The 15412-nt window shown below is 68.2% G+C and carries 15 protein-coding genes; 11 read left to right on the forward strand and 4 right to left on the reverse strand.

What is annotated here, in order from left to right; genetic code table 11:
• Positions 1–15: 15 nt before the first annotated feature.
• The 11 genes from U6958_RS08045 to U6958_RS08095 all read left to right on the forward strand — a co-directional run bounded on the left by U6958_RS08045 (position 16) and on the right by U6958_RS08095 (position 10340).
• Positions 16–639 (forward strand): DUF502 domain-containing protein, encoded by a 624-nt coding sequence (locus tag U6958_RS08045; RefSeq protein ID WP_016445678.1) that lies wholly within the window; start codon positions 16–18, stop codon positions 637–639.
• A 41-nt stretch (positions 640–680) separates the two neighbouring features.
• On the forward strand, positions 681–2483 hold the full coding sequence (gene aspS, locus U6958_RS08050) for an aspartate--tRNA ligase (protein ID WP_016445679.1): 1803 nt from the start codon (positions 681–683) through the stop codon (positions 2481–2483).
• 78 nt (positions 2484–2561) lie between these two features.
• Positions 2562–3383 carry a CsgG/HfaB family protein gene (locus tag U6958_RS08055; RefSeq protein WP_074921109.1) on the forward strand — a complete coding sequence of 274 codons (822 nt, stop codon included), beginning with the start codon at positions 2562–2564 and terminating at the stop codon, positions 3381–3383.
• A gap of 8 nt (positions 3384–3391) precedes the next feature.
• Positions 3392–3868: a dihydroneopterin triphosphate diphosphatase gene (gene nudB, locus U6958_RS08060; protein ID WP_047468134.1), complete on the forward strand. Its 477-nt coding sequence runs from the start codon at positions 3392–3394 to the stop codon at positions 3866–3868.
• A 27-nt stretch (positions 3869–3895) separates the two neighbouring features.
• Positions 3896–4666 (forward strand): endonuclease/exonuclease/phosphatase family protein, encoded by a 771-nt coding sequence (locus U6958_RS08065; RefSeq protein ID WP_016445682.1) that lies wholly within the window; start codon positions 3896–3898, stop codon positions 4664–4666.
• Between the two features lie 129 nt (positions 4667–4795).
• On the forward strand, positions 4796–5518 hold the full coding sequence (folE, locus tag U6958_RS08070; protein WP_016445683.1) for a GTP cyclohydrolase I: 723 nt from the start codon (positions 4796–4798) through the stop codon (positions 5516–5518).
• A 105-nt stretch (positions 5519–5623) separates the two neighbouring features.
• Positions 5624–6505, forward strand: a complete 882-nt coding sequence (locus U6958_RS08075) for an EamA family transporter (RefSeq protein WP_017406293.1) — start codon at positions 5624–5626, stop codon at positions 6503–6505.
• A 14-nt stretch (positions 6506–6519) separates the two neighbouring features.
• Positions 6520–7374 (forward strand): DUF429 domain-containing protein, encoded by an 855-nt coding sequence (locus U6958_RS08080; RefSeq protein WP_034347629.1) that lies wholly within the window; start codon positions 6520–6522, stop codon positions 7372–7374.
• A gap of 42 nt (positions 7375–7416) precedes the next feature.
• Complete coding sequence (locus U6958_RS08085) at positions 7417–8061, forward strand: LysE family translocator (protein WP_016445686.1); 645 nt, start codon at positions 7417–7419, stop codon at positions 8059–8061.
• Positions 8062–8158: 97 nt separating this feature from the next.
• Complete coding sequence (locus U6958_RS08090) at positions 8159–9184, forward strand: AraC family transcriptional regulator (protein WP_244160457.1); 1026 nt, start codon at positions 8159–8161, stop codon at positions 9182–9184.
• A gap of 142 nt (positions 9185–9326) precedes the next feature.
• Complete coding sequence (locus tag U6958_RS08095; protein WP_074921107.1) at positions 9327–10340, forward strand: tripartite tricarboxylate transporter substrate binding protein; 1014 nt, start codon at positions 9327–9329, stop codon at positions 10338–10340.
• On the opposite strand, the gene U6958_RS08100 is transcribed toward U6958_RS08095, so the two are convergent.
• The 4 genes from U6958_RS08100 to U6958_RS08115 all read right to left on the reverse strand — a co-directional run bounded on the left by U6958_RS08100 (position 10327) and on the right by U6958_RS08115 (position 15406).
• The gene (locus U6958_RS08100) at positions 10327–11778 is read right to left on the reverse strand and encodes an amidase (RefSeq protein ID WP_074921106.1); all 1452 of its coding nucleotides are present in this window, start codon (positions 11776–11778) and stop codon (positions 10327–10329) included. The two genes, U6958_RS08095 and U6958_RS08100, sit on opposite strands and share 14 nt — an antisense overlap.
• A 100-nt stretch (positions 11779–11878) precedes the next feature.
• Positions 11879–13372 (reverse strand): ABC transporter substrate-binding protein, encoded by a 1494-nt coding sequence (locus U6958_RS08105; protein WP_034364072.1) that lies wholly within the window; start codon positions 13370–13372, stop codon positions 11879–11881.
• A gap of 136 nt (positions 13373–13508) precedes the next feature.
• Positions 13509–14354: an ATP-binding cassette domain-containing protein gene (locus U6958_RS08110; RefSeq protein WP_074921105.1), complete on the reverse strand. Its 846-nt coding sequence runs from the start codon at positions 14352–14354 to the stop codon at positions 13509–13511.
• Entirely contained in the window at positions 14351–15406 is a 1056-nt protein-coding gene (locus U6958_RS08115) for an ABC transporter ATP-binding protein (RefSeq protein WP_074921104.1), read from the reverse strand. The genes U6958_RS08110 and U6958_RS08115 overlap by 4 nt, the downstream gene beginning before the upstream one ends.
• Between the last annotated feature and the right edge of the window lie 6 nt (positions 15407–15412).

A 15412-nucleotide genomic window follows, 5' to 3' on the forward strand; every position in this document is an offset into this window, starting at 1 on the left:
CAAGGCTTGCATTTCATGTCCGCTCTGCGCAAATGGCTGTTCGCCGGCCTGCTGGTGATCGTTCCGCTGGTGATCACGCTGGGCGTGCTCAACTGGATCATCGGCACGCTCGACCAGACGCTGACCATCCTGCCCGAGGCCTGGCATCCGGATCGGTTGCTGGGCTTCCATATCCCCGGCTTCGGTGTCGTGCTGACGCTGCTGATCCTGCTCGTGGTCGGTGCGGCGGCCAGCAACTTCATCGGCCGCAAGCTCGTGTCCTGGGGCGATGCGGTGGTCAGCCGCATTCCTGTGGTGCGCTCCATCTATTCCAGCGTCAAGCAGGTATCCGATACCGTGTTCTCGGACAGCGGCAATGCGTTTCGCACCGCCGTGCTGGTGCAGTGGCCTCGTGAAGGCGTCTGGACCGTGGCCTTCGTCACCGGCTCGCCCAGCGGGGAGGTTGCCGCCTACCTGCGCGACGAATACCTGAGCGTCTTCGTGCCGACCACGCCCAACCCGACGGGCGGCTATTTCGTCATCGTTCGCAAGAGCGATTGCATCGAACTGGAAATGAGCGTGGATGCCGCGCTCAAGTACATTGTTTCCATGGGCGTGGTGACTCCACCGGATCTCGCAGTGCCCGCGGAACCCAAATAACAAACTGTCGCGCCCTTGCCGGGCGCAGGAAGCTTTTCATCATGGCCATGCGCTCCCACTACTGCGGTCTCGTGACCGAAGCCCTGATGGGCGAAACCGTTACCCTGTGCGGCTGGGTGAACCGTCGCCGCGACCATGGCGGTGTGATCTTCATCGACCTGCGCGACCGCGAAGGCTATGTGCAGGTGGTCTGCGATCCCGATCGCGCCGAGATGTTCAAGACCGCCGAAGGCCTGCGCAACGAGTTCTGCGTGCAGGTCAAGGGCCTGGTGCGCGCACGTCCCGAAGGCACGACCAACGACAAGCTCAAGAGCGGCCAGATCGAAGTGCTGTGCCATGAGCTGAACGTGCTCAACGCCTCGGTCACCCCGCCGTTCCAGCTGGACGACGAGAACCTGTCCGAGACCGTGCGCCTGACCAACCGCGTACTGGACCTGCGCCGCCCCTACATGCAGCGCAACATGATGCTGCGCTACCGCACGGCCATCCAGGTGCGCAACTTCCTGGACAAGGAAGGCTTCATCGATATCGAAACGCCCATGCTGGGCAAGAGCACGCCCGAAGGCGCGCGCGACTACCTGGTGCCCAGCCGCGTGCACGACGGCGAGTTCTTCGCCCTTCCGCAGTCGCCCCAGCTGTACAAGCAGATGCTGATGGTGGCCGGCTACGACCGCTACTACCAGATCACCAAGTGCTTCCGCGACGAAGACCTGCGCGCCGACCGCCAGCCCGAGTTCACGCAGATCGACTGCGAGACCTCGTTCCTGGGCGAAGAGGAAATCCGCGCCATCTTCCAGCGCATGATCACCGAGGTCTTCAAGACCCAGCTGAACGTGGATCTGGGCGAGTTCCCGATGATGACGTACCAGGAAGCGGCCTTCCGCTTCGGCTCGGACAAGCCCGACCTGCGCGTCAAGCTCGAGTTCACCGAACTGACCGAGGTCATGAAGGACGTGGACTTCAAGGTGTTCTCCACGCCCGCCACGACCAAGGGCGGCCGCGTGGTGGCACTGCGCGTGCCCGGCGGCTCGCAGATCTCGCGCGGCGAGATCGACCAGTACACCGAATTCGTCAAGATCTACGGCGCCAAGGGCCTGGCCTGGATCAAGGTCAACGAAGTGGCCAAGGGCCGCGATGGCCTGCAGTCGCCCATCGTCAAGAACCTGCATGACGCGGCCCTTGCCGAAATCCTCAAGCGCACGGGCGCACAGGACGGCGACCTCATCTTCTTCGGCGCCGACAAGGAAAAGATCGTCAACGACTCCATCGGCGCGCTGCGCCTGAAGGTGGGCCACAGCGATTTCGGCAAGGCCAACGGCCTGTTCGAGGACCGCTGGGCGCCGCTGTGGGTGGTGGACTTCCCCATGTTCGAGCACGACGAGGAAAACGACCGCTGGGCGGCCGTGCACCACCCGTTCACCTCGCCCAAGGATGGCCACGAGGAACTCATGGTCACCGATCCGGGCAACTGCCTGGCCAAGGCCTACGACATGGTCCTGAACGGCTGGGAGCTGGGCGGCGGCTCGGTGCGTATCCACCGCGCCGACGTGCAGAGCAAGGTGTTTGACGCGCTCAAGATCTCGCCCGAAGACGCTCGCGCCAAGTTCGGCTACCTGCTGGACGCGCTGCAGTACGGCGCCCCCCCGCACGGCGGCCTGGCCTTCGGCCTGGACCGCCTGATCACGCTGATGACGGGCGCCGACTCCATCCGCGACGTGATCGCCTTCCCCAAGACCCAGCGCGCCCAGGACCTGCTGACGCAGGCACCTTCGCCCGTGGACGAAAAGCAGCTGCGCGAGCTGCACATCCGCCTGCGCAATCCGCTGGCGGCCACGCAGGGCTGAGGAGCAGGCTTCACGGCTTGACAGGAACGGCAGGAGCTGGCGCAGCTTCTGCCGTTTTTCTTTTTGCGGAGAGCTTTCATGCGTTTTCAAGGCATTGCATCGGTGGCGCTGGCGTTGGCGGTGTCGGCAGGGCTGGGCCTGTCCGGTTGCGGCGAGAAGAAGACCGAGCTGGGGCAGGGCGGTTCGGAGATCACGGGCTCTGCCGGGCCGCTGGGGGCGAACAACGGGTCGCGCGAACTCGTGCGCTGCGATGCGCCCGTGGCCACGCTGGCCCTGGCCGAGAATCCCAACGGCTACGTCATGGGCTCGGGCTATCAGCTGCCGGCCTCGCCCGTTCCGCTGGTCAAGCTGCTGGCCCAGCAAAGCGGCTGCTTTCGCGTGGTGGACCGGGGAGCGGGCCTGCGCGGCACGGTGCAGGAGCAGGACCTGAAGAATGCCGGCGTGCTGCGCGAGAACTCCACGGTGCGCAAGGGCCGGGGCTACGAGGCCCAGTACACGCTGACGCCCAGCCTGACCTTCAGCGAGCAGGACGCGGGCCGCGGGCTGGCCGGCCTGGTCGCCATGATCCCGGTGCTGCGAGACATTGCAGGGCTGGCCGGCCTGGTCGAGCAGGTCAAGTTCAAGGAGGCGCAGACCGCGCTGCTGCTGTCGGACAACGAAACCACCGAGCAGGTGGCCGCTGCCACGGGCGCAGCCCGCACCACCGATCTGGGCGTGGGCGGCATGGTGCTGGGCCGCCTGGGCGCGGCGGGCGCGGGCTGGAGCAATACCAACGAGGGCAAGGTCATCGCCGCTGCCTTTCTGGATGCGCACAACCAGCTGGTCTTCCAGGTGCGCGCGCTGCAGGCCAAGGAGCTGCCACCGCCGGTGGCCACCAAGGCCGGGCAGGGCAGGAGCTGAGGCCAGCCATGGCCGGCCACAAGATCCCCGAGTCGGTGCTGGTCGTCATCCACCGTGATGACGGGCAGGTGCTGCTGATGCGTCGCACGGCACCGGCGCCTGAGGGCGGGGAGTTCTGGCAGTCGGTGACGGGCAGCAAGGACCATGAGGGCGAGTCCTGGCGCGAGACCGCGGTGCGCGAGGTGCGGGAAGAAACCGGCATCGATGCCGAGGCGCCCGGCTGCCTGCTGCAGGACTGGGCGCTGGAGAACATCTACACCATCTACCCTGCCTGGCAGCACCGCTATGCGCCCGGTGTATGGCACAACCGCGAGAGGGTTTTCGGGCTGCGGATTCCGTCCTACACCCCTGTGTTCTTGAATCCGAGGGAACATACCGCATCTGCTTGGCATCATTGGCGTGAGGCTGCCCAGCGCTGCTATTCACCGTCCAATGCGGAGGCCATCTTGCTGCTTCCACGTTTTTCCCCAACGAAGCCGGACTGAACCCCTCACCTGCGTTCCCGAACCGCCATGACTGAAAACGCGAATTCCCATCAGGTGGACCCCGGCCCGTCGATACTGCGCGTCGCGACCTACAACATCCACAAGGGCGTGCAGGGCATGGGTCCCGCGCGCCGCCTTGAAATCCACAACCTGGGCCACGCCGTGGAGCAGCTCGATGCCGACATCGTCTGCCTGCAGGAAGTGCGCAAGATGAACCACAAGGAGGCCGCGTACTTCGAGCGCTGGCCCCAGGTCTCGCAGGCGGAGTATCTGGCTCCCCTGGGCTATGAGGCCGTCTACCGCACCAACGCCTACACCCGCCACGGCGAGCACGGCAACGCGCTGCTGACCCGCTGGCCCGTGGTGGGCCACCAGCACGAGGACATCTCCGACCACCGCTTCGAGCAGCGTGGCCTGCTGCATGTGGAGGTGGAAGTGCAGAACCGGCGCGTGCACACCATCGTGGTGCACCTGGGGCTGATCCCCGGCAGCCGCGTGCGCCAGGTCTCCCAGCTCAAGCGCTTCATCGAGCGAGAGGTGCCGCCCGGCGCGCCCGTGGTGGTGGCTGGCGACTTCAACGACTGGGGTGGCCAGATCAAGCGCATGCTGGGCGGTTTCGGCCTGTACGAATACGACGAATTGCCCAGCGTGCCCACCTATCCCTCGCGCCTGCCGCTGGCCCAGCTGGACCATGTCTATGTGCGCGGCCTCACGCCGCTGGGCCTGCATGTGCCCAAGGGGCGTATCTGGTGGCGCATGTCGGACCATCTGCCGCTGATTGCGGAATTCCGCCTCTAGCCCTGGCCGCTCTGACACACGCCACTCTTTTGCTATTGAATTGATAGCTTTCGGGGCGGGCAGAACCTGCGTTTGGGTGGAAAATCCCTTGCGTGCCATGCTGCGGGTTTCGCTGTTACCATGCCAGCCATGTTCAGAGAACTCGTCGACATGAAACAAGACAGCCAGGCCGAGGGCACCCCCGTCTCGGTCAAGATCCGCGAACGACTGAAGCAGGCGCAAAAGCGCTTTCATGCGAACGACAACATCTCCGAATTCATCGAGCCCGGTGAACTCGAGCAGCTGCTCGACGAAGTCCAGGAAAAGATGCAGGGCGTGCTCGACAGCATGGTCATCGACACCACGCACGACCACAACACGCGCGCCACGGCGCGCCGCGTGGCCAAGATGTATGTCAACGAGGTGTTCCGGGGCCGCTATGTGGCGCAGCCCGCCATCACCGAATTCCCCAACGCTGAGCACCTCAACGAGCTGATGATCGTCGGCCCGATCACGGTGCGCAGCGCCTGCAGCCACCATCTGTGCCCGGTGATCGGCAAGATCTGGATCGGCGTGCTGCCCAACAAGAACACCAATGTCATCGGCCTGTCGAAGTACGCGCGGCTGGTGGACTGGATCATGGGCCGTCCCCAGATCCAGGAAGAGGCCATCATCCAGCTGGCCGACCTGATCCTCGACAAGACCCGCCCCGACGGCCTGGCCGTGGTCATGGAGGCTTCGCACTTTTGCATGTCCTGGCGCGGTGTGCGCGAGATGGACAGCAAGATGCTGAACTCCGTCATGCGCGGCGCCTTCCTCACCAACCCGGAACTGCGCCGCGAGTTCCTCTCGCTGGTGTCCAGCCGCAAGTAAATCCCCGGGGTGGCGTCCCCGGACGCCTCACACAACACCCCAGGCTGCGCAGTGCGCGGCCTTTTTTCTTTCCCGCGCCCCGCCCCGCTTTCCCCGGACCTGCCCATGTCGCTGCAAGCCTTTGCCCTGATCATCATTGCCGGCCTCATCCATGCCGGCTGGAACATCGTGGCCAAGAAGGCGGGCGGTGATTCGCGCTTTGCCTTCTTCACCTCGGTCATCATGATGGTGATCTGGGCGCCGCTGGGCTGGTGGGTGGGGCGCGATGTGGTGCCGACATGGGGGCGCAGCGAATGGCTGGTGGTGCTGGCCAGCGGCCTGCTGCACGTGGCCTACTACGTGACCTTGCTGCGCGGCTACCGCAGCGCGGACCTCACCGTGGTCTATCCGCTGGCGCGCGGCTCGGGGCCGCTGCTGTCGTCCATGGTGGCCATCCTCTTTCTGGGTGAGCGGATTTCCTCGTTGGGCGTGCTGGGCATTGCCGGCGTGGTGGTCGGCGTCTTCCTGATCGCGGGAGGCCCCGGCCTGCTGCGCGCGCGCCATGATCCCGAAGCCCGCGAACGGCTCAGGATGGGCCTGTGGTACGGCCTGCTGACGGGCGCCTTCATCGCCAGCTACACCGTGGTGGACGGCTATGGCGTGAAGCTGCTGCTGATGTCGCCCATCCTCATCGACTACATGGGCAACTTCGTGCGCGTGTTCCTGCTGGCGCCCGTGGTGCTGCGCGACCTGCCCACGGCCCGGCATCTGTGGCGCGCGCAGTGGCGCTTCGCGGCCCTGGTGGCGCTGATCAGCCCCATCGCCTACGTGCTCGTGCTCTACGCCATGCAGGATGCGCCCATGTCGCACGTGGCGCCTGCGCGCGAAGTCTCCATGCTGTTCGCGGCGCTGATCGGCGGGCACATGCTGCGCGAAGGCGATCGCCTGGCACGCATTGCGGGCGCCGTGTGCATTGCCGTCGGTGTGACGGCGCTGGGCCTGGGCTGAGCACCATGGCGGCAATGCGGGTACTGGGCTGCGATTTCAGCAGCCGACCTACGGCGCGCAAGCCCATCACCATGGCCCTGGGCCGCCTGCTGGCTGGGGACACGGTGGTCCTGCAGGATTTGCTGGAGTTCGCCTCGCTGGACGCCTGGGCCGCCTGGCTGGCCCGGCCTGCCGATTCGGCGCAGTCAGCCTGGGTGGGCGGTTTCGACCTGCCTTTTGCCCTGCCGCGCGAACTGGTGGAGCAGCTGTGCTGGCCCACGGAATGGGCGGCCTGCATGGACCACTACGCCGGCCTCACGCGCCAGGCCATACGCGAGCAGTTCAAGGCCTTTTGCGCGGCGCGGCCCGCAGGCGGAAAGTTCGCGCACCGGGCCACGGACGGGCCTGCCGGTGCCAGCCCTTCCATGAAATGGGTGAACCCGCCCGTGGCCTACATGCTGCATGCCGGGCTGCCCTTGCTGCGCGCGGCCGGCGTGCACCTGCCGGGCCTGCAGCCTCCCGGCAAAGGCGATGCGCGCCGCGTGGCGCTGGAAGCCTACCCGGGCATGCTGGCGCGCGCCGTGATCGGCCGCCTCAGCTACAAAAGCGACGAACCCGCACGGCAAACGCCCGAACGCCATCAGGCGCGCGTGCAATTGCTGGCGGCGCTGGAGCGCGGCGACAACCCGCTGGCGTTGCGCCTGCGTATCGACGCCGAAGAAACCCGCAACCAGTTGCTGGCGGATGGCAGCGGAGACCGGCTGGACGCCGCAATCTGCATGCTGCAGGCCGCCTGGGCTGCGGCCCGCCATGCGCAGGGCGATGCGCTCTACGGGTTGCCGCACGACCTGGACCCGCTGGAAGGCTGGATCGTCACGGCCCAGGCCTGATCTGCGCCGCACTGAAATACTCGAATCGGGAAGAGACAAGCGATGCCCACCTTTGAAACCTTGCTGGCCTTTTTCGGCGTGGCCGTGCTGCTGGGCCTGAGCCCGGGGCCTGACAACCTGTTCGTGCTCATGCAATCGGCCCAGCGCGGCTGGCGCGTGGGCCTGTGCGTGGTACTGGGTCTGTGCCTGGGGCTGGTGGTGCATACGGCGGCGGTTGCGCTGGGTTTGGCGGCACTGGTGGCTGCGTCGCCCCTGCTGTTCACCGCCATCAAGCTGTGCGGCGCCGCCTACCTGGCCTGGCTGGCCTGGGGTGCGCTGCGCGCCGTGGCCCGGCCGGGCGAGATGCCGCAGGCCGGCGCAGCCGACCCGCTGACCCCCGCACGGGCGCTGCGCTGGGTGGGGCGTGGCGTGGTGATGAACCTCACCAACCCCAAGGTGCTGATCTTCTTCCTGGCCTTTCTGCCGCAGTTCGCGGACCCCGCGCGCGGCGGCGTGGCCACGCAGGTGATGGTGCTGGGCTGCGTGTTCATGCTGGCGGCGCTGCTGGTGTTCGGTGCCATCGCATGCTGCTCGGGCTGGTTCGGCGTGCTGCTGCAGCGATCCGTGCGTGCGCAGAACTGGCTCAACCGCGTGGCCGGGCTGGTGTTCCTGGGCATGGCGGTGCGGCTGGCGCTGGTGCAGCGCTAGGGCCTGTTCACACTAATGCGGGGCCGTGGCACAGTCCCTCCATGCTTTTTCGCTCACGCCCCTTGGTGCCATGAGCAGCGGCGTCCTCATCCAACCCATGCCACAGACCACGGCCCACACCATTGCCATTGCCCAGGTCCTGCAGATCGTGCAGGGCGTGCAGCGCAATGGCATGGATGTGCCAGCCATCCTGCGCCGCGCCGGCATTGCGCCTGCTCTGCTGGATGCGCCGCTGTCGCGCGTGACCCAGGCGCAGTACGCGGCGCTGATCCGCGTGCTGCGCCGCGTCTGCCGCGACGAGCTGTGGGGCCTGTGCCGCCATCCGCTGCCCGTGGGCAGTTTTGCCCAGGCCTGCCGCACCATGCTGCCCTGCCGCACGCTGGGCGAGGCATTGCAGGCCGGGCTGCGTTTCTACCGCCTGGTGCTGCGCGACTTCGCGCCCCGGCTGCAGGTCGTGGACGGCGTGGCCCGCATCGCCATGGTGTCGCTGCGCGAGCGCGATGCGCCGCTGGCCTATGCCGAGCGGTCCTTCTGCTTTCTGGGCTATGGCGTCATGTCGTGGCTGGTGTCGCGCAGGATAGAGCTGACGGGCGTGTGCGCGCCGGCCGGCGCCAGCATGCCGTATGGCACGGAGGCGCAGAGCCTGTTCCTGGCGCCGCTGCAGCGCGACCGCGACTTCACGGGGCTGGAGTTCGATGCGCGCTGGCTGGAGCTGCCCGTGGTGCAGACCCCTGAGAGCCTGGCCGAATTCCTGGACCAGGCGGCCATGGGCCTGGTCATCCGCTACCGCGACCGCACGCGCCTGGGCGAGCGCATCCGCCGCCTGCTGCGCCGCGATCTGGCGGGCGAGCTGCCTTCGCTGGAGCAGGTCGGCGCCGCGCTGTCCATGACGCCGCAGACGCTGCGCCGCCGCTTGCGCGACGAAGGCCTGGGTTTCCAATCTCTCAAGGACGACCTGCGCCGCGACGCGGCCATCGAGCTGCTGAACCGGCCGGAGCTGACGCTGGCCGATATCGCCGCGCGCGTGGGGTTTGCCGAGGCCAGCACCTTCCACCGCGCCTTCAAGGGCTGGACCGGCCTGCCGCCGGGCGCCTACCGGCAGGCCCAGCATCGCGGCCGCTGATCTTTTTTGCCAATCATTTTGAGACGATCGGCGATTGGTGGCTGAAGGCCTGGTGGCCACACTGTCCATGGACCCTGCCACTGCGGCAGGGCACACCGCCCCGCCAACGAGGGCGGAGCACCGAAGGACAAGGAGACAAGCCATGGAATCGAGCCGACGCGGCTGCCTGCGGGCGTCGCTGGCATGCGCTGCCAGCGCCTCACTGGGTGCCGCCCTGGGAACGGCATCGCCGATCGCCTTTGCACAGCCGGCAGGCGGTGCCTACCCGTCCAAGCCGCTGCGCATGGTGATTCCCTACCCGGCAGGCGGTGGCACCGACATCATCGGGCGCATCATTGCCCAGCAACTGAGCCAGGCCTGGGGCCAGCCCGTGGTGGTGGAGAACCGGCCGGGCTCCAGCGGCATCATCGGCGGCGACGTGGTGGCCAAGTCGCCGCCAGACGGCTACACGCTGCTGCTGGGGATCACGGCCATGATCCAGTCGCCTGCGCTGTACGCCAGGATGCCCTATGACGTGCTCAAGGACTTTGCCCCCGTATCGCAGGTGGCCCTGTCCTCGGACCTGTTCGTGGTGCCGCGCGACGTGCCGGCCACGACGCTGCAGGAGTTCATCGCCCTGGTCAAGGCCCATCCGGGCAAGTACAGCAACGGCAACTACGGCAACGGCACCTCCTCGCACATGCATGGCGAGCTGCTGCGCGCCAGGGCCGGGCTGGACCTGGCGCTGATTCCCTACAAGGGCGCGGCGCCGCTGGTCAACGACGTGCTGGGCGGGCAGCTGTCGTCGGGCTTCATCGATGTGTCCTCGGCCAATGCGCACCTGAAGTCGGACAAGATCCGCATCCTGGCCATCACCGGCATGCAGCGCCACCCGGCGCTGCCCGAGGTGCCCACGTTTGCCGAGCTGGGCCTGGCCGGCTTCGAGGCCAATGGCTGGTTCGCCACCTTCGTGGCGGCGGGAACGCCCCGGCCCATCGTGGACCGGCTCTCGGCGGAGGTGCGGCGCATCGTGGCCACGCCCGAACTCAGCGGCCGCCTGGCCTCCATGGGCCTGCGCCCGGTGGGCGGCACGCCCGAGGAATTGGCCTCCGTCATGGCGCGCGACATGCCGCGCTGGGCGCGCATCGTGAAGGAGGCGGGAATCAGGCTGGAGTAGCCGATGCAGTCTGCGCCCGGTCCTGGCCCGACTGAACGGGCTGTGGCCAGGCGGGCAGGGGTGGGCGCAACTGCTCCAGCACCCGGCTGAGCCGGAGCACGCCCAGGTCGTCGAACCGGCGGCCTGCGATCTGCACGCCTATGGGCAGCTGCCCGTCATGCCCGCAGGGCACGGATGCGGCGGGCTGTTCGGACATGTTGTAGGGCACGGTAAAGGCAATGTGCTCCAGCGGCCGCAGCGGGTCGTTGGTGGGGCTGGGCAGGTGGGCCGGGAAGGCCGTGATCGGCGCCACGGGGGACAGCACGTAGTCGTAGGCCGCCGTGGCCCGCACCGTGGCCGTGCGCAGAAGGTGCGACTGCTGGCTGGCCACGAACAGCTGCGTGGCTGTCAGTGGCGCGGCACTGTCGGCCCATTCGCGGATGAAGGGCAGGATCACGCGGCGCTGCGCGTCCGTCAGCGACTGGATTTCCACATGCGATCGCATGCGCCAGAAATGGTCGAGGCCGTCGAGCATGTCGCGGGTGAGCCAGGGCTCGATGCGCTCGATGTGCGCGCCGGCCGATTCCAGCCAAGCCGCAGCCTGCTCCACCACGGCGCGCACGCGGGGCTGCAGGGGCAGGCCGCAGCCGGCATCCAGCAGCAGGCCTATGCGCAGGCCGCGCACCTGGGCAGGGTCCATGTCGAAGCTGTCCCATGCAATCTCCTGGTGCGGCAGGCCCATGCTGTCGCGTGCATCGGGCAGGGACAGCACCTGCATCATCAGCGCGGCGTCGGCCACGCTGCGGGTCATGGGACCTGCGCAGCGGCCGGTGTAGGGCGGGTCTATGGGCACGCGGCCCAGGCTGGGCTTGAGGCCGAAGATGCCGCACCAGCCCGCCGGCAGGCGGATGGAGCCGCCGATGTCCGTGCCCACGTGCAGCGGCCCGTAGCCGGCCGCCGCAGCGGCGCCCGCACCGGCGCTGGAGCCGCCCGGCGTCTTGTCCGGATCCCAGGGGTTGAAGGTGTTGCCGTGCAGCGAGGACAGGCCGGACGACAGCATGCCGTAGTCGGGCATGGTGGTCTTGGCGAAAAGGATGGCGCCCGCCTCGCGCAGGCGCGCTGCGGGTGGGGCATCCAGCGGGGCCGCGACCTGCGGCATGGCGGCCGTGCCCACGGGCGTGGGATCGCCGCGCGTGGCGATGTTGTCCTTGACCGTGGCGGGAACGCCGTCGAGCAGGCCGGCCGGCTCGCCGCGCAGCCAGCGGGCCTCGCTCTCGCGGGCCCGGGCCAGGGCGGCCTCGGGGCGCAGCAGGTAGGTGGCGTGCAGGGCCGGCTCCCAGCGCTGCACATGGGCCAGCAGGTCGTGCATGACCTCGACGGGCGAGAGGCTGCGGTCCCGGTAGGCGCGCAGCAGCGCATGGGCGGGCAGGTCGTGCAGGGCCTGTGTCGTTCCAGTCATCGCGGCTTCCTCGAAGATGGCGGTTCTTGCGGCAGATCTGGCGCAGTGTGGCCCGGTGCCACCGGCGCGCCTGTCGCCTGTGGCTCAGCCTGTGCGCGGTTCAGGTGGCCCAGGACAGTGCGGAGAGATCGTTGACGAAGACGGGCATGTCCTTCCACAGTCCGCGCAGATTCTTGTTGGCCACGGTGACCCATTGCGGCGTGTAGAGGAAGGCGTGCACGCAATCCTGGGCCAGCAGGCGCTGCGCATCGCCCAGCAGGCGCGAGCGGTCGGCGGGGCGCGAGGCGTTCTTGATCTTGTCGTACAGCTCGTTGAACTGGGACGACTGGTAGCCCCAGTAGTAGTCGGGCTTGGCGAAGTTGCCCAGGTCGAAGGGCTCGACATGGGAGATCAGCGTCAGGTCGTAGTTCTTGAGGGTGTAGGTGCCCGACAGCCACTGTGCCCATTCGACGTTCTGCAGCTTGGCGCGGATGCCGATCTTGGCCAGCTGCGCGGCAATCACCTCGCCGCCCTGGCGCGCGTAGGGCGTGGGCGGCAGGGTCATGGTCAGCTCCAGCGGCGTCTTGACGCCGGCCTCGGCCAGCAGCGCCTTGGCCTTTTCCACGTCGAAGGGGTTGATGCCCGTGGTGTCCACGTAGCCGAAGGCCGTGGGCACGTAGTAGCTGCCAATGGGCAGGCCGTAGCCGTCGCCCGCGCCGTCGATGACGGCCTTGCGGTCGATGGCGGCGGCGATGGCGCGGCGCACCCGCGCATCGTTCAAGGGCTTGCGCGCGTTGTTCATGGCCAGGATGGTCTTGGCCCGCGAGCCGCTGACCACGACCTGGAAGCGCCCGTTGGCCTTGAACTGGGCCACGCTGCGCGGCGTGACGCGCGGGAAGGCGTCGACATCGCCGGCCAGCAGTGCGGCCACCTGGGCTGCAGGGTCGGAGATGAAGCGGAAGGTGGCACGGCGAATGCGCAGGCCGGGGGCCGTGCGGTACCGGGGCCAGGCCGTGAGCGTGACCGAGGCGCCCTTGTTCCAGTTGCCCAGCTGGTAGGGGCCCGTGCCCACGGGGCGCGTGGCGTTGGTGGCAGCGCTCTTGGGCTCCACGATGATGGAGGTCGCCTGCCCCAGCACGAAGAGGAAGTCGGGGTCGATGTCCTTGTTGGTGACGACCACCGTGTGGTCATCCACCACGCGCGTGGACAGGGCGGCGAAGGTGCGCTTGTCCTTGTTGGTGCTCTTGTCGTCGCCCGCGCGGTCGAAGGAGTACTTCACGCTGTGGGCGTTGCAGGGCTCGCCGTTCTGGAAACTCACACCCTTGCGCAGGCGGAAGGTGTAGGTCTTGAGGTCGGGCGAGACCTCCCAGCTTTCGGCCAGCAGCGGGGAGACGCTGCCGTCCGGATTGATCTTGGTCAGCGTCTCGAACAGGTTGTAGAGCACGATCTCGCCAATGGACGATGCGGCGCCGGCCGTGGGGTCCAGCCCCGGCGGCTCCAGCGTCATCGCCAGCGTGACACTGTCCTTGCGGCCCTGGGCCAGCGCAGGCCAGGGCATCAGCAGGGGCAGGCCGGCAGCAGCGGAGCTGGCCAGCAGGGAACGGCGATTGAACATGAACAGGTCTCCGGAAATTCTTGCAGATGGGTCATGGGCCGCTGGCTGCGGCCTGCAGCAGTGTTTTTACACCAGGGCGCACGTGCGCGTGGCCATGAGGGCCCAGTCCGCGCCGGTGGTTGTCAGCTTTCGGCTTTCAGGCGCGGTGCTGCAGGGCGATGCGTGGCACGGCCCGTACCAGGGCCTGGGTGTAGGGATGCTGCGGGGCGTGGAACAGTTGCTGCGGAGCCCCGCGCTCGACGATGCGGCCTTCGCTCAGCACGATGGCGTCGTCGCACAGGTGCTGGACCACGGCCAGGTCGTGGCTGATGAACAGGTAGGACAGGCCCAGCTGCTGCTGCTGCAGATCGCGCAGCAGGTTCAGTACCTGGGCCTGCACCGAGACGTCGAGGGCGCTCACGGGCTCATCGGCCACGATGAGGCGGGGCCGCGTGACCAGGGCGCGTGCAATGGCGATGCGCTGGCGCTGGCCGCCCGAGAATTCATGCGGGTACTTGTCCAGGTCCTGCACGCGCAGCCCGACCTGCTCCAGCGTGGCGCGGGCCAGGTCGCGCCGGGCTGCGCGCTCGGGCGGTGCAGGCTGGGCGGTCAGGGGCTCGCAGACGATGTGTTCCACCGTCATGCGCGGGTCCAGCGAACCGTAAGGATCCTGGAACACCATCTGGAAATCGCGGCGCGCCATGCGCAGTGCCTGGTTGCCGAGCCGGTGCAGATCCTGGCCCAGCAGCTGCACGCTGCCGGCGCTGGGCGTGTCCAGAGCCATGACCAGGCGTGCCAGCGTGGACTTGCCGGAACCCGACTCGCCCACCACGCCCAGGCTGCGCCCCGCCGTCAGCGTGAAATCCACGCCGCGCAGCGCATGCACCTGCTCCGGCGCGCGCCACAACGAGCGGCGTGGCAGCCGGTAGCTGCGGGCCAGGTCCGTCACCTGCAGCAGGGGCGGATCGGCAGCGGCCGGTGCCTGGCGGTCGTGCTCCGTCATGTGCTGCGGCCCTGCGTATGCATGCCCGGCGCAATGGCCTCGGAGCGCAGGCAGCGCACCACATGCGGCTGTGCCCAGGCCTGCAGGGCAGTGGGCGTGGGCCGCTGCGGGCGCTCCAGGACCAGGGCGCGCGGGCGCTCGCTGTGGCAGGTGGGCTCGGTATAGCTGCAGCGGCCCGCGAAGGCGCATCCGGCTGGCAGGTCCACCAGCTCGGGCACGGTGCCGGCAATGGTGGGCAACCGCGCCGGCGGCTGGTGGCCTGGTCCCGAAGGCTCCAGCTGCGGCCTGGCGGCGAACAGGCCGCGCGTGTAGGGATGGGCGCGGCGCGCGAAGATGGCCTCGGTCATGCCGCTTTCGACCACGGTGCCGCCGTACATCACCTGCAGCTGCTCCACGTTTTGCGCGATCACTCCCAGATCGTGCGAGATCAGCAGCAAGGCCATGGAGTGCTCTGCCACCAGTTCCTGCAGCAGATCGAGAATTTGCTGCTGCACGGTCACGTCCAGCGCCGTGGTAGGTTCGTCGGCGATCAGCAGGTCGGGCCCGCAGGCCAGGGCCATGGCGATGGTGATGCGCTGGCGCTGGCCGCCCGAGAACTGGTGCGGATAGTCATCAAAGCGCTGGGCTGCGCGGGCAATGCCCACGCGCTCCAACAGGGCCACTGCGCGCTCGCGCGCGGCCTGGCGGCCCAGGCGCTGGTGGTGGCGCAGCGGCTCGGCCACCTGGCGGCCGATGCCGTGCACGGGGTTGAGGGCCGTCATGGGCTCCTGAAACACCATGGCCATGCGGTTGCCGCGCAGGCGGCACAGCGCGCGCTCGTCCATGTCCAGCAGCTCCTGGCCGTTGAGCCGGATGCTGCCGTCCACCTGCGCATGCTCCGGCAGCAGGCCCATCAGCGCCAGGGCGGTCAGCGACTTGCCGCAGCCCGACTCGCCGATCAGGCCCAGCGTGGCGCCGCGCTCCAGGATGAATTCCAGGTTCTGCACGGCACGCGCGCGGCCGCGCGGGGTCTGCAAGGTGATGGTGAGGCCGGAGACTTCGAGCAGGGGCATGGCGCG

This window comes from Delftia lacustris (assembly GCF_040267515.1).
Classification (GTDB): domain Bacteria; phylum Pseudomonadota; class Gammaproteobacteria; order Burkholderiales; family Burkholderiaceae_C; genus Comamonas; species Comamonas tsuruhatensis.

Excerpts from the sequence above, each read along its gene's own strand:
- U6958_RS08045 (WP_016445678.1), top strand. The coding sequence starts at position 16 with ATGTCCGCTCTGCGCAAATGGCTGTTCGCCGGCCTGCTGGTGATCGTT.
- aspS (WP_016445679.1), top strand. The coding sequence starts at position 681 with ATGGCCATGCGCTCCCACTACTGCGGTCTCGTGACCGAAGCCCTGATG.
- U6958_RS08055 (WP_074921109.1), top strand. The coding sequence starts at position 2,562 with ATGCGTTTTCAAGGCATTGCATCGGTGGCGCTGGCGTTGGCGGTGTCG.
- nudB (WP_047468134.1), top strand. The coding sequence starts at position 3,392 with ATGGCCGGCCACAAGATCCCCGAGTCGGTGCTGGTCGTCATCCACCGT.
- U6958_RS08065 (WP_016445682.1), top strand. The coding sequence starts at position 3,896 with ATGACTGAAAACGCGAATTCCCATCAGGTGGACCCCGGCCCGTCGATA.
- folE (WP_016445683.1), top strand. The coding sequence starts at position 4,796 with ATGTTCAGAGAACTCGTCGACATGAAACAAGACAGCCAGGCCGAGGGC.
- U6958_RS08075 (WP_017406293.1), top strand. The coding sequence starts at position 5,624 with ATGTCGCTGCAAGCCTTTGCCCTGATCATCATTGCCGGCCTCATCCAT.
- U6958_RS08080 (WP_034347629.1), top strand. The coding sequence starts at position 6,520 with ATGCGGGTACTGGGCTGCGATTTCAGCAGCCGACCTACGGCGCGCAAG.
- U6958_RS08085 (WP_016445686.1), top strand. The coding sequence starts at position 7,417 with ATGCCCACCTTTGAAACCTTGCTGGCCTTTTTCGGCGTGGCCGTGCTG.
- U6958_RS08090 (WP_244160457.1), top strand. The coding sequence starts at position 8,159 with ATGCCACAGACCACGGCCCACACCATTGCCATTGCCCAGGTCCTGCAG.
- U6958_RS08095 (WP_074921107.1), top strand. The coding sequence starts at position 9,327 with ATGGAATCGAGCCGACGCGGCTGCCTGCGGGCGTCGCTGGCATGCGCT.
- U6958_RS08100 (WP_074921106.1), bottom strand. The coding sequence starts at position 11,778 with ATGACTGGAACGACACAGGCCCTGCACGACCTGCCCGCCCATGCGCTG.
- U6958_RS08105 (WP_034364072.1), bottom strand. The coding sequence starts at position 13,372 with ATGTTCAATCGCCGTTCCCTGCTGGCCAGCTCCGCTGCTGCCGGCCTG.
- U6958_RS08110 (WP_074921105.1), bottom strand. The coding sequence starts at position 14,354 with ATGACGGAGCACGACCGCCAGGCACCGGCCGCTGCCGATCCGCCCCTG.
- U6958_RS08115 (WP_074921104.1), bottom strand. The coding sequence starts at position 15,406 with ATGCCCCTGCTCGAAGTCTCCGGCCTCACCATCACCTTGCAGACCCCG.